The organism is Gardnerella sp. 2492 (assembly GCF_050320365.1).
Lineage (GTDB): Bacteria > Actinomycetota > Actinomycetes > Actinomycetales > Bifidobacteriaceae > Bifidobacterium.
The window spans coordinates 1,509,891-1,523,676 of record NZ_CP186952.1; the positions used below are offsets into that span (position 1 = coordinate 1,509,891).

General features: G+C 38.9%; 11 protein-coding genes. 6 read left to right on the forward strand and 5 right to left on the reverse strand.

From position 1 onward, the window contains the following. The first annotated feature begins 164 nt into the window (after window positions 1-164). Window positions 165-572: an FKBP-type peptidyl-prolyl cis-trans isomerase gene (locus ACPFYS_RS06105; RefSeq protein ID WP_427876660.1), complete on the forward strand. Its 408-nt coding sequence runs from the start codon at window positions 165-167 to the stop codon at window positions 570-572. A gap of 123 nt (window positions 573-695) precedes the next feature. Further along, window positions 696-1,175, forward strand: a complete 480-nt coding sequence (locus tag ACPFYS_RS06110; RefSeq protein WP_427876662.1) for a GreA/GreB family elongation factor — start codon at window positions 696-698, stop codon at window positions 1,173-1,175. A 224-nt stretch (window positions 1,176-1,399) separates the two neighbouring features. Here the strand turns inward: ACPFYS_RS06110 and lexA are convergent, their stop codons facing one another. Beyond that, window positions 1,400-2,119 carry a transcriptional repressor LexA gene (lexA, locus tag ACPFYS_RS06115; RefSeq protein WP_427876664.1) on the reverse strand — a complete coding sequence of 240 codons (720 nt, stop codon included), beginning with the start codon at window positions 2,117-2,119 and terminating at the stop codon, window positions 1,400-1,402. 164 nt (window positions 2,120-2,283) lie between these two features. Between lexA and ACPFYS_RS06120 the strand changes: the two genes are divergently transcribed. The 3 genes from ACPFYS_RS06120 to nrdR all read left to right on the forward strand — a co-directional run bounded on the left by ACPFYS_RS06120 (window position 2,284) and on the right by nrdR (window position 3,618). Next, window positions 2,284-2,610 carry a LysM peptidoglycan-binding domain-containing protein gene (locus ACPFYS_RS06120; RefSeq protein WP_427876666.1) on the forward strand — a complete coding sequence of 109 codons (327 nt, stop codon included), beginning with the start codon at window positions 2,284-2,286 and terminating at the stop codon, window positions 2,608-2,610. Window positions 2,611-2,728: 118 nt separating this feature from the next. Continuing rightward, a complete protein-coding gene (locus ACPFYS_RS06125) occupies window positions 2,729-3,004 on the forward strand; it encodes a hypothetical protein (protein ID WP_427876668.1) in 276 nt (91 codons plus the stop codon). Window positions 3,005-3,147: 143 nt separating this feature from the next. Beyond that, entirely contained in the window at window positions 3,148-3,618 is a 471-nt protein-coding gene (gene nrdR / locus ACPFYS_RS06130) for a transcriptional regulator NrdR (RefSeq protein ID WP_427876670.1), read from the forward strand. A gap of 62 nt (window positions 3,619-3,680) precedes the next feature. On the opposite strand, the gene ACPFYS_RS06135 is transcribed toward nrdR, so the two are convergent. Together ACPFYS_RS06135 and ACPFYS_RS06140 are read right to left on the reverse strand one after the other, a co-directional pair. Next, window positions 3,681-5,951, reverse strand: a complete 2,271-nt coding sequence (locus ACPFYS_RS06135) for a HelD family protein (protein WP_427876672.1) — start codon at window positions 5,949-5,951, stop codon at window positions 3,681-3,683. Between the two features lie 206 nt (window positions 5,952-6,157). Further along, on the reverse strand, window positions 6,158-7,078 hold the full coding sequence (locus ACPFYS_RS06140; protein WP_427876674.1) for a hemagglutinin: 921 nt from the start codon (window positions 7,076-7,078) through the stop codon (window positions 6,158-6,160). A gap of 261 nt (window positions 7,079-7,339) precedes the next feature. On the opposite strand from ACPFYS_RS06140, the gene ACPFYS_RS06145 reads away from it, so the two are divergent. Continuing rightward, entirely contained in the window at window positions 7,340-8,782 is a 1,443-nt protein-coding gene (locus ACPFYS_RS06145) for an MFS transporter (RefSeq protein WP_427876676.1), read from the forward strand. Between the two features lie 108 nt (window positions 8,783-8,890). Here ACPFYS_RS06145 and hrpA read toward each other — a convergent pair whose 3' ends face one another. Together hrpA and ACPFYS_RS06155 are read right to left on the reverse strand one after the other, a co-directional pair. Beyond that, window positions 8,891-12,994 carry an ATP-dependent RNA helicase HrpA gene (gene hrpA / locus ACPFYS_RS06150; RefSeq protein ID WP_427896781.1) on the reverse strand — a complete coding sequence of 1,368 codons (4,104 nt, stop codon included), beginning with the start codon at window positions 12,992-12,994 and terminating at the stop codon, window positions 8,891-8,893. Between the two features lie 87 nt (window positions 12,995-13,081). After that, window positions 13,082-13,786 carry a class I SAM-dependent methyltransferase gene (locus ACPFYS_RS06155; protein ID WP_427876678.1) on the reverse strand — a complete coding sequence of 235 codons (705 nt, stop codon included), beginning with the start codon at window positions 13,784-13,786 and terminating at the stop codon, window positions 13,082-13,084.

A 13,786-nucleotide genomic window follows, 5' to 3' on the forward strand; every position in this document is an offset into this window, starting at 1 on the left:
TACACAATTTTTGTTGATTATGCTAGTCAACATGGTATATATTGTGAGTTTATACACAATCTCACTATAGTAGTGCGCACGTAACGATTGAGTGCTAATCTAGGACAGGTTGATTATAGAAGTGTGCACTACTATGTGCTGTTTAGAGTTTTAAAGGAGGTAAAATGGCACAGAATATGCCAGAAGTGATTGCAGAATTTGGCACTACGCCAACGGTGACGTTCCCGGAATCTGAGCCGCCAGCTGGTCTCAAAGTTGTTGAGTTGGTGGAAGGCAATGGTCCATTGGTTCGTGCTGGAGACACTGTTACCGTAAATTATCACGGTGTTGTTTGGGGTGCTGAAAAGCCGTTTGATTCAAGTTTCGCACGTCATACGCCTGCCAGCTTCGGTATTGGTGTTGGTCAGGTTATTAAAGGATGGGATCGTACGGTTCCTGGTCATAATGTTGGTTCGCGATTGTTGATTTCTATCCCACCTGAGTACGGTTATGGTTCTCGCGGTGTTCCTCAAGCTGGTATTGGCGGCGGAGACACTTTGGTATTTGTAGTTGATATTATTTCAACGCGTTGAGTACGTGAGTCAGCGAGTGCAGGTTAATGCGGTGAATCTGCTTAGTGTGTTACTCAGTGACTCGTGTAATGGTTTGTTTAATAGTTTTTGATTTATAAGAGATTGTTGGATAAGGAGGTAGCAATGGCTGAAGAAAAAACTATTTTGCTTACGCAGGAAGCGTATGACAAGCTGAAGGAAGAGTTAGAGCATCGTGAAGGTGAATATCGAGAAGAGATTACCGAGCGTATCGCTGCTGCTCGAGCTGAAGGTGATTTGTCTGAAAATGGCGGTTATCAGGCTGCTCGTGAAGAGCAAGGAAAGAATGAGGGACGCATTAATGAGCTTATTGTGAAGTTACGTAATGCGAAAATCCTTGAAGCGCCTAAAGATGGCACTGTTGGTAACGGTTCTTTAGTTACAGTTGAGCTTGCTGGACGTGAAATGACTTACGTTCTAGGATCTCGTGATATTGCTGTGGCTACAGATTATGACGTTATTAGTCCAGAATCTCCAATTGGTGCAGCGATTATTGGTGCTCATACTGGAGACACTGTAAGCTATGCAGCTCCTAATGGTCGTGAGATTTCTGTGACTATTAAGGATTCTCATCCACTTGCTTAAGTTAATAATTTTGCTTTAGTTTTAGTATTTTGCAGATTGTTCCTCGGATGTTTCAATTTGATATATTCGAGGAACAATTTTATATTTTGATTAAGTTGATTAAGTTTTAATTTCAGCGTTTTAGTTTTTATTATTTTTTTTTTATTTTTATGTTCAGAAGTAAAGCTAGTAATTAACTTTTATTAGATTATTTTAAGTTTAAGTAGACGCTAAAAATAGCTTTATTATATTTTGCGCAATACTGTAACTACTTTTCCCATAATAGTTGCGTGAGAGCCATCAATTGGAGAGTAAGCAGGATTATGTGGAATAAGCCATACGTGACCGTGATCGTTGCGGAAAGTTTTTACTGTAGCCTCGTTATCTAGCAAAGCCGCAACAATGTCTCCATTTACTGCTTCGTGTTGCTCTCTAACTACCACATAATCACCATCGCAAATAGCAGCGTCAATCATGGAATCGCCGTGTACTTCCAGCATAAAAAGATTTCCAGTACCTGTAAGTCTTTCTGGAAGACGCATTACATCTTCAATATGTTGTTCGGCTGTAATAGGTGCTCCGGCTGCAATACGGCCAACCAGTGGAACGTCATGAGAGTTTATAACAGCTTCGCTGTCGTACATACTTATATCTACTGGTCTAGCATCGCTTTTTATAAATTGTGGATTTTCCTCTTTGTTTGAGGAATTATTCATAACTTCAATAGCTCTACCTTTATTCGCGCTAATGCGTATGTAGCCTTTAGTTTCTAGTGTTCTAAGTTGATGTTTAACTGAAGATGGACTTCTAAGGCCAACAGCTTCTCCTATTTCACGGAATGATGGTGGGAATCCGTGTTTGTTTATGCTGTTTTGAATGGCAGCCATGATGTTGCGCTGACGTTCTGTAAGTGAAATGTCACTATCTATTGTTGAATCGTTTGATTCTTTGTGCTCGTCATTCATGGCTGCTCCTTTCGCTTTATATATAGTATCGCATATAGAAGAAAAAATCAAACATCTGTTCGACACGCCGTTGCAACTTTCGAACGAATGTGTCATTATTGATACACCTGTTCGATAGAACAAATGTTCAATTACTTCTATTTGGATATGAGGGAGGAAAGATTATGTACACAGTAACTGCAAGTAAGAGTAACAGTAGAAAGATGAATAAATACCGCAAAAGTATAATGGTTCATAGAGCAATTGTATTATTTGCACTTGTTGCGCTTGCTTTTATTTTCATACCTAAAAACGCAATTTCAGTAGTTCCAGAAAAATTAGTAACTTATACTGTTCGTCCAGGAGACACTTTGTGGCATTATGCTGCAACAATAACTCCTAGTGGAGGGAATGTAAGTGATTCAGTTGATCGTCTAATGCAAATAAACCATCTTGATTCAAGTGATATTTCAGTTGGGCAAACAATAAATGTTCCTGTTGTAAATATGTAGATGTCATTTATTGTTTTATAACTATTTCTAATAGGGGATTGTTAATTAGAAAGATTGTTAACCAGAAATATTGTTAACTAAAGAATTGTCAAAATAATAAAACTAATGGGGGTATATTATGAGTGCAGAAGAAAGAGATAATAGAATAAGGCTGATTTCAGGCATACCATGTGTTGTTAATAATGATTTTGCAACATGTTTTGTGTTCTTCGATAGGGATATGGTTCTAGATTCTTATTCTAAAAATGATTACCACTCAGATGAGTCGGGTTGTTGCCCTAATTGTTGTAAAAATAATTATTGCAATTTAATAAATCACTGTATTCTTTACGATGATTTAGATAGTAATTATATTGAGGATGATGGTGTTGTCGTGATCAAATTGGACGAATAGAATTGTAGAAATTACGTGATCTTTTTGTGGTATCAATAAATTTTTACTAAAAAAGCGCTGATATGTGCATAAAATATTGGTATAACTGTTAAATTTTGTTGTTACATGTACCAAGTTCGCATGATTTCTAGTATGCTGATTATATGCATTGTCCGTTTTGTAAAAATTCCGATACTAAAGTTATCGATACGAGAATTAGTGAAGATGGTTATTCGATTCGTCGTAGGCGTGAATGTCAGATGTGCGGCAATCGCTTTACTACAGTAGAAACTACACAGCTGCTAGTTATGAAACGTTCTGGTTCAATAGAACCTTTCGATCGTGCAAAAGTAGTTGCTGGTGTTGGCAAAGCATGCCAAGGACGTCCTATAGATTCTGAAGCGTTAAAAACTCTTGGAATGCGAGTTGAAGCAGATTTGCGAGCGAGAGGTTTAGCACAAGTAACTTCGGAAGAAGTTGGTAAAGCTATACTCAAGCCTCTGCGAGAACTTGACGAGGTTGCCTATCTTCGTTTTGCTAGCGTGTATCAAAACTTCACTGGATTGCAAGATTTTGTGCGTGCAATTGATGATTTGAAAAACGATAAGGCAGAAGCAGAAAAAGAAAATAACTAAAATCCTACTTTTGCACGTTAAAGGTGGGAAAGAGCAAAAGTAGGACATAGTCAAATTGTTTGCTAAAAATCTGCATCATTCTGTGTTTGCAGTATTAGCAGTTTCTGTGTAGGTCTCGTCATAGCAACGTAAAGATTGGCTGCGGCAGTTAAGCGTGATGCAGCTTCTTGTTCGATTTCATGAGGTTGCAGTAGTATAACTGCGTCATACTCAAGACCCTTAACGTCTTCGGCATTGCATACGTATATTTGCTTATCGTCATCATTCTGTTGTTCTATTCGCTTGCATTGAGAATCATTAAGATTATTACGAAGAGCATCATGAACAACTTGCTGTGTATGGCTTTGCAAATCATTTGGCGCAATAATTGCAACTCGTCCACTGCCGTCATCTGCAACGAATTGGTGGAAGAATTCTACGCAATAATTAGCAAGCATGCTGTCAAGATTTTCTTGGTCAGAAGCTATATGCTTTACCAAAGATCCTGGTACAGATCTCACTGCGCTTACGGTAGAAATATATAGTCCAGAATCTGTAGCGACTTTTCCGGCAGCTTCAGAAACTTCACGAGGATTCCTATAGTTAATCGTTAGTTCGTAAAGATCCCAATTTGGTTCACCAAAGATGCTGTTCATGTTTTTTTGCCAACGGCGAGTTCCGCCTAATGCAGAAGTCTGAGCTACATCTCCAACTATGGTAAATGAGCGCGAAGGGCAACGGCGAATAAGCATACGCCATTCCATTGCCGTAAGTTCTTGAGCCTCATCAACTACTACATGACCATAAGTCCACTCCCTATCTGAAGCAGCTTTATGAGCCATAATACTTGCGTCATCACCATTAATACTGTCAAGTAGAATGTCAGCAGTCACAATACCATTGCCGATACCTGCTTGAGCTAAAGTATCAGCTGCAAACTGCTGTTCTTCTAGCTTTTTAGCTTTTAGTTGTGCTTGCTGAGTATCAAGTTTAGGATCATGTCCTAAAAGCTCCATAGCTTCATCAAGTAATGGTATGTCTGAACGAGTAATTGGGCTTCCTTTTGGTCTAGTAAGAGCATTAATATCTTCGTCTTTTAACCAAGGAGCATATGTGCGCAACTGTAAAGGTTTAGAGAAAAGCTGATCAATAAGCCATGTGGCATTCATAGGCAACCATGCAAGATTCAAAGTTACTCGAATCTTATCATCCATTCGAAGTTGAGAAGTTATATCGTTAATTTCAGCTTGACTAGGAGTGTAATCTAGTTGTTCAAGATACCTATTCCTAATAGCACTCAATGCGGATTTAACGAATGTATTGCGAGCCTGGTTATGCGGCTGATGTGTACGTTGTGCTTCAAATTGTGCGTTTTTTATATCTTCGCAAAGCATTGGAATTGAAAAACCATTAATGCGCACAGTAGGAAGTTTCTTAGGAACTCGTATTCGTGCAGAAATAGCGTTAGCTATAACAGTTCGCATACGGTACATTCCTTTTAGCTTTGCAACATAAGGAGTATCTTCTGCAGTGGCTTGAATTCCAGGAATTAAATCAGAAATAGTACGACTTACTACGCCCGTTTCACCTAGAGAAGGGAGAACTTGATCTATGTAACGCAAAAACGCAGAGCTAGGTCCAACAATTAGAACGCCAGAATGCTCAAGTTTGCGACGATGAGTATAAAGTAAATACGCAGCACGATGTAAGGCTACAGCTGTTTTACCAGTTCCAGGTCCTCCTTGAACAACAATAGTGCGTTCAAGAGGAGCGCGAATAATACGATCCTGCTCGGCTTGAATAGTAGCAACAATATCCGTCATCTTTCCAGTACGACGGGATCCAAGTGAAGCAAGTAAAGCGCCTTCGCCTGTTAAAGTACCCTGTTGAGAAGCTTTACCAATCTCATCAGAATTAATATCAAGTACTTCGTCTTCTACTCCAACAACATCGCGGAATTTAAGAGTAATATGACGTCGTCTAACGATATTCCCATGGTGAGATGGTGTAGCTTCATAGAATGGACGCGCAGCTTCAGCTCTCCAATCAGTAAGAATAGGATCGTGATTCTCACTCAACAGTCCAATGCGGCCAATGTAGTGATGTGCTCCAAATACATCATCTAATCTGCCAAACACGAGTCTGTCTTCTACAGCTCTTAGCTGAGAGAGTCGATCTTCGTACATTGTTGCGAAAGAATCGCGTTCGGTGCGTTGAGTAGGAGAACCGTGGGATCCTGCTGCTCTTACCGCGTCCAATCGTGCGCGAACAGTGCTACGCAAGTTATCAAGACGTCCATAGGCTAAGTCAACAGCATGCTGTTCTTCGCTAAGTTGTGAGGAATACGTAGACATAAGTGTCCGTTCTGCTCTAGGTACTTATTGCCAAAACTAGGCGTTTAAGTATATCTCGAGGCTTATACACACGGAATTAGTATGTTGTGATAGTTCAACGTAAGAAGCGTATTTTGTGAAATTATATTAGCCAAGTAAATAGCTACAATATGCTTACTTAGATACTTAGTTAACTTACTTAGTTACTTATTCACTTACTTAGTTAGTTACTTACGTGGATTGCCAAACCATATGGAATAAATTAGTGAAAAGTTACGATTTCCGTAAGTTGAGCATGAATCACCTTCACCAAAACCTGCTTCTAGTGCAGCAAGATTTGGCTGGTAAGGAGTGTAAATGTAAAGCAATGCAGTAGCAGTATTTTCTATATATACGTTGCTATGTCCACACGATTTATCTGGGGAATATTGAATAGAGTTAAGTGTATTTGGATGATAATTGTACTTATCGCTGTGCAGTAAATAATAACGATATCGTCTTGCTGCTCCTAATACTTGGTTGAAGAATCCAGCGAATTTAGGATCACAATTAGCATCATCTGGACAGCTTAATCCCATAGCTGACTTGTATTGGAATTCTTTAGGATTCGTATCTGTTAACAAGTGTTGCTCTTTTTGCAACATAGTTAGGAGTACTTTTTGACTTATATGACATGCTTTTGCAGACTTATATATTATATCTGCCGAATATTCATTGCTTACACCCTGATACTTTGAGCATAATGAGTCAGCCGGAATGGTTCGAGTATTAAAATATGCTTTTCGAAGACAATTTTTGCCTTTGCAGTTCGCTCCTTTTTTACGAACGAATTCGCGAACATCATCAAGGCTCATAGCATTATCATTAAAAAATTGAGAGTCAGAAATAATATTTCCAGGATTAAATTCGAAGTGTAACAGTAGTTGTTCCTGCCTATTTTTTGTAGAAATAATATTCTGTTCCCAACGAATCCAATTAACAACAGGAGTAAGAATAGCGATGGTAACAACGATAATAAGAGTATTACGAAAGATTTTACTAGAATAAATTTTAGTTAGTAAATTATTTTTCTTATTGAGAATATTGCTTTTTCTCGCACTACTACGGTTCCTGCGAATGAAATTATATTTATTTCTTCTATGAGCCATAATTATCCTCCTGTGCGACTTTTCTATTATATATAAATACAGTGCATATCATTCCGGATAATTATTACGTAACTTTTGATTAATCGAGTGCATGATATAGCAAATAGAGCATGTCTTCTTGTAACTATCAAACGATAGAATTATCGGACTATGAAGTTACGTATGACTATAGCAATTTGATTATGTTGTTTTAGTATTCTTTAAGATGCTTGTACATACTAAGACGTTGGACCATACTTTACGCTTTAGCAGGGGAGTGAAATGTCAGAGGCTAATACTCATAACATTGATTATGTGGTTAAAGATCCATACAGTGATCCAAAAACACGTAATAAAGTAGCGGTTCATTCGTTAATTCTATTATTAATCACATTCGTTATAGGTACTCTGTGTTTGCAAGGTTTTAATCTTGTTTACGAACAGGTTGGAATAGATGTAAAATCCTTAGATCAAGCCCCTCTTATAACAGGATTGCCTGGAATTGTATTAGGAATCGTTTGTTTTATTTATGGCTCGCTTGGGGATTTTGTATCACTAAGAAAACTTGTTACGATCGGCTTAACATCGCTTTTTATAGGCTCACTTTTTGGGTTTATAGCTAATTTTTATTTCACTCCAAATTTGTGGACTGTTATTGCGGCTCGTATTATGCAAACTACAGGAGAGCAGGTAGCTGGATCCTCCTTCCTAGTTATAGCAACAAAATATTTACGAAATGATCTGAAAGTTATTTTTTTCGGACTTTTCACTACAGCTTACCAACTTTCGGCATCTATAGGAGTATTCGCAGCTGGAATATTGAGTTCAATAGCATGGCAGTATCTATTCCTTATTCCTACTTTAACTATTTTCTTCCTTCCTGCGCTTCGACATTATTTGCCAACTCAGAATGGTAATGGTCAAAAAATTGATACAATCGGATTTATAATTTTTGGCTTTGCAGTAGCATCTCTTACGTTATTTACTTCGTATAAAAATGTTTTAATGCTTGTACTGGCGTTGGTTTTGTTCATAATTTTTGGTGTATATATTAATAAAGCTCGGAATCCTTTTGTTACTCCGGCATTCTTTAAAAATAAGCGTTGGCTTACTGGAATGATTTTGATGAGCATAATATACTTTACAAATTATTGCATTAGTCCAATGTTTAATAGAGTTGGCAAAACTATATATCATATGAGTACTGTTCAAGTATCTTCTCATCTTGTATGGGCTTTTGTAGTAGCTGCAGTATTTGGATCATGTTCAGGTCTTATAATCAGCCGAATAGGGCGAAAAACTGGATTAGTGCTTGCATTATTGCTGATAATGTTTGGCTGGTTTGGTGCTGCAATATTAATAAATACCGGTTTCCTTGCGCTTACTTTGTGCGCTTGTGTGTATTACGCTGGATGCGGATTAATATATTCTCCTATAGCTTCCACAGTTCTTTCGGCGCTTCCGGTAGAAGAATCAGGTCGTGGATGCGGTATGAACGATCTGGTAATTAATGTTTCTGCTTCTGTTGGCGTAGTTATTTTCGACGGTATTCTTGATAAAGATTTGTTGCGAGGTTATTCTATAACAGGAGCTTCTGGTATTTCGTCAGGATTTGCGAATATAGCTCTTATGTGCTCTGCAGTTGCTTTTGTTGGAGTAATAGTATTTACTGTTCGTAATTTTATGGTTAAAGAAAGTAATGATTTAGAAGTAGAAGAAGAATAGGTAGAATAATATTTCCTTTTCTCGAATACTTTTCGAATACTTTTCGAATACTTTTCGAATACTTTGTGTTGTTTATTCTACATACCTACTTTTTACTTCATTTTGTTTTTATTTGGAATTCTTACCGTCATAAAGTTTACGCATTCTTTGTATGCTTATAGGATAAGCTGTGCCTAATTCTTGCGCCCAAAGAGAGACATAGAATTCTTCGCACATCCAGCGTAATTTCTCAGCGATTACCTGTGACTCGTCATGTGCTGGTCCTGCTGGAATTTTCTGAGCGTCTTCTTGAGCTTTTACTACAAGCTTATGTGCTTCATCTGCCTGCCAAGCCCAACGCACATCACGATTTTTATCTGCTTTAGCTTTAGCAAGACGAATCACGTCTGCATGCAAGTAGCGTTCAATACTAGGTAGTGAATCGGATGGAGTTTTAGCAATAAATCCTTCGTACACAAGACTTGCAGTGTGTTCGCGTATTGATTGCAATACGGAAAGCAAAGGCAAATCAGCTTTTCCTGAAACAGCTTTACTCGATTCTGCTTGACGCTTTAATATTGCTATAACATCGTGCGCAACAGCATAAACAGTATCTTCATACACTTCAGACACGTTTGAAACTGCTTCTTTAAGCAAAATATCGTCTGTAATTTTTTCGGTATTAGGCAACAATCTTTTTACTGCAGCCATTTGCAAGTCTTCCGCTAAAGCCTTAGAAGTTGAGTAAGGTGCAGCTGCGAGTAGTAGAGCTTCAGATCCAAGCCAGCGAGAAGTAATGCGTTTATCGTCTAAACGCAGCATGTTTAACGCACTATCCCACACCATTTGCGATCGAGAAAGATTTGTAGCACCAGACTTATGTAATAAATCAGCTCGTTCAATAACATTCCCGGATTGTGCAGCCATATTTGCTTTTCGATTTACTGCTTCTAAAGCTGATTTTTGAGCTTCTTTCGCAAATCGTTGCTGTAATGCAATTAATGATTTGTCGGTTCCAAGAATAGTAGGTTTTACGCGATTAGAATACTTGTTACGTCCTGTAAGTTTATTGCGATTTTCGTTAGTTTTTCGTTCCTCAATGCTAAAAGTTATACGAACGTAAGGTGATAGGCGATTCATTTGTTCATCATTAAACACTTCAGGATGTATTTGCGCTCCAACTACACTAATTGCAGCTTTAGTGAAAACTTCTCTAAAATCTGGCCAGATCAACCTATTTTTATTTATGTTTGTTCCTGTTTCTTCAATTCCAGGGAGTTCATCGTAATGTTCGTCGATCCACTCGCGAATTTTTTTAGCAGTATCAGGAGCTGGAACGAACTGTACTCGTAAAGCTTTAGGCAAAGATTTGATCATGCTAATAATAAGCTCGTCAAGCAAGCCTGGAACATTCCAACTAAACTCTTCAGGAGTTAAACGCGAAAGCGTGTGAAGAGGCACGTGCACTGTTACACCGTCTAGAGGATTAGCTGGATCATAAATATAACTTAAACGAAGTCTTATAGGCTGACCGTCTGTGCCAATCGTGTTCCAATGATCAGGATAATCAGCTAAATCAGTGCTTTGCGTAGTTTGTAAACGTTCAACTTCATCTGGATTAAAATCTAACTTGTGCGGATCTTCTTCGCGGTTATCTTTCCACCATTTTGCAAGAGCTGCGATAGTAGTTGCTTCTTGAGGAAGACGAGTGTCGTAAAAAGTAAATAAATCTTCGTCGTTTACAGTTTCGCTTATTTGACGAGTGCGATTTGCTTGATTATCTGCGTCTTCAAGCACATTGCGATTATTTAAAATAAACTCATCGTGTGCAAAACGTTGTTGTACGTCTGCTTCAACTAAGCCTTGACGAATCATAATCATTCGAGCTTCGTAAGGATTAACTCTAGCCCATTGAACTGTGCGATCTTGAACAATAGGCAATCCGTATAGTAATACTTTAGATTTTGCTACAGCAGCACCTTTAGAAGCGCTCCAATGAGCGTCAGAATACGTGATTCTAGTTAGATTTTTAGCAAGAGGCTCAGCCCAAGCAGGATCGATTTGCGCACAATATCTTGCCCAAAGTCTAGATGTTTCAACTAATTGTGTACACATAACCCATGAAGGAGTTGTTTTAGAAACGGCTGAAGCTGGAAATATTGCGAATCTTCCTCCACGCGCGCCTTGATAATCGTTTTTAGCCATTTTTTGAGCGCGTTTCATAGCGCGAATTTTTGCTGATCCATGCAAATTAGCAAAATCTGAAGCTTTTGGTTCGTGCACTACTTGCATTCCCAACATAGAAAGTAAGCCTGCAAGCATCGACGAGTGTATGCCTTGCGAATCCCAAGAGCAGCACAAGCTGTGAGCAGCCTGCTGATTATTAGGAAGCTGACGAATTTCCAAAGATGGTCTTTTAGATGGAATAGGCTCGCCAACTTTATAATGCAATTCTTTACACAAGTCTTGAAGTTGATTAACTAAATCTTTCCACTGTTTTAAACGCAAAAAGTGGAAGAATTCCGCTTTACAAAGTTTGCGAAGAGCATTATTGCTCATGTTTCCGTCTGCTTGGAAAATATAATCCCAAATATTTAAAGCAGTTAAGAAATCGCTTGTTTCATCCGCATAACGATTATGAAGTCTATCCGCTTCTTCACGCTGTTCTTCCATACGCTCGCGCGGATCTTGCAAACTCAAAAACGCAACAATTACAAGCACTGCAGCAAGAGTATTCGGAGTGGTTTTACGCGCTGCTTCAATAATCATGCGTCCTAAACGAATATCAATCGGCAATTTTGAAAGCTCGCGGCCAATATGAGTTAAAGTGATGAAACCTGATTTTCTGCTTATTGCGCCAAGCTCGTTAAGTTCATTAAAGCCGTCGCTTACTGCTTTCATATCAGGAGGGTCAATAAAACCGAAATTCGTAATATCTTCGCCAGTTTTAGCAACACCTACTGAAAGCATGTGTAATACTACTGATCCAAGCGAAGTACGCAGAATCTCAGGATCGGTAAAACGAGGGCGAGTTTCGTAATCTTCTCGCGAGTAAAGTCTAATAGCAATTCCGTCTGCGATTCGTCCGCATCTTCCAGAGCGCTGATCTGCGCTCGCTTGAGAAATTGGCTCTATAGGAAGCCTTTGCACTTTTGCAGACTTAGAATATCGGCTAATTCTTGCAAAACCAGGGTCGACAACGTATCGAATCCCAGGAACAGTAAGCGAAGTTTCAGCAACATTCGTAGCAATAACGATGCGTTGATGAGAGTGATGTTCAAATACGCGATGCTGATCTTTTGCAGAAAGACGCGCAAAAAGTGGCACTATTTCAATAGCATCCGCTCGCTTCATATCACTTGCTCGAGTGCCAAAATACGAGCGTAATCCTGATTCAAATTCGCGAATATCGCGCTCACCGGAAGCAAAAACCATAATATCGCGAGCGCCTTGATCGTGGCTTGAATGAATAACTAATTGAGCGCATGCGCGTGTTACTGCAGATGTCATATCTTCATCTGCAATATCGTCTCGATTGCTTTCGCTAGATTGGCTTTCTGCAACAGTTTCCTCATCCATTGTTATGTCTGCAAAGCCGGGAACATGTCGCATAAGTGAAGGCGCGGATCCAAGCGGCTCATAAAGCACTCGCACAGGGTAAGTGCGTCCAGAAACTTCAATAACAGGAATTTTTATGTGTAAAGCTTGCTCAAAATGTTCACGGAATTTTGCAGAATCTATTGTTGCTGAAGTAATAATTAGTTTCAAATCGCGTCTTTGCGGAAGTAAAGTTGTTAAATATCCTAGCAAAAAGTCAATGTTAAGACTGCGTTCGTGGGCTTCATCAATAATAATCGTGTCGTATTTAGTGAGAAGGGGATCGCGCTGAATTTGCGCAAGTAAAATACCGTCAGTAACAATTCGAAGCTTTGTTTTAGGTGAACTTTCGTCGGTAAAACGCACTTGGTAGCCGATTTCTTCGCCCAGTTTTACTTCCATTTCGCTTGCGATTCGCTCAGCAACAGTGCGCGCAGCTAAACGGCGAGGCTGAGTGTGTACTATTTGTTTACCTCTTCCGCCTCTTCCAAGTTCAAGCGCCATTTTTGGGATTTGCGTAGTTTTACCGGAGCCGGTTTGTCCGGAAATAATCACGACTTGTGAAGACTTAATTGCTTCTATTATTTCGTCGTGTGCTGCGCAAATAGGAAGCTCAACAGGGTAGTCGAATTTCATAGTGTATTTATTTCTTTTCGTAGATTTTCGCTTCTTTAATACTTTTTAATACTTTTTAATACTTCTTTTTAGTACTACTTTTAGTACTTACTTTTTTAGTACTTCTATAATTCGGTATCCTTTGGAACTTGCGTATTTTTCTACACTATAAGTATTTCCAAGCTGTTCTGAAAGCCAGGTTATAAGCGAATCTGATCCAAGATTTTTTTGCACAACCAAGTATGCTGCTCCTCCAACTCGTAATCTTGGAATCCAGGTAAGTAATATTTCATGCAATATTTCTTTACCTACTCGAATAGGTGGATTTGACCATATTATGTCAAAATCTTTAAATTCTTCTTCGTTGCTTTCTTCTAATGCGTCTTTTACAAGAGCTGTACGAATATGCTTTAAGCCAGCAGATTTTGCGTTAATTTGCGTTAATTCTAGCGCGCGTTCGTTTACATCAATAGAAACTATTTCCGCGTTTGGTGATTCTAAACCTAGTGCTACCGTAATAGGTCCCCAGCCGCATCCAATATCGAGAAATCTGCCTGTTTCTGGAAGTTTTGGAGCATGCTTTAGTAATACTGAGGTTCCTAAATCGAGTCTTGAAGCGCTAAAAACTCCGTTAGAAACCTGCATATTTGCGTCATGTCCTCGCAAAGTTACTTTCAAACTGCGTCTTTCGTCATTTGATGCAGGAGTTGCAGAGAAGTACTGTTCGCCGCTTTTCTTTACTGATTTAGTTTTAGGTTGATTCTGAGGCTGTTTTTTAAGCTTATTCTGTTTCTGATCCTGGTTTTTAATCAT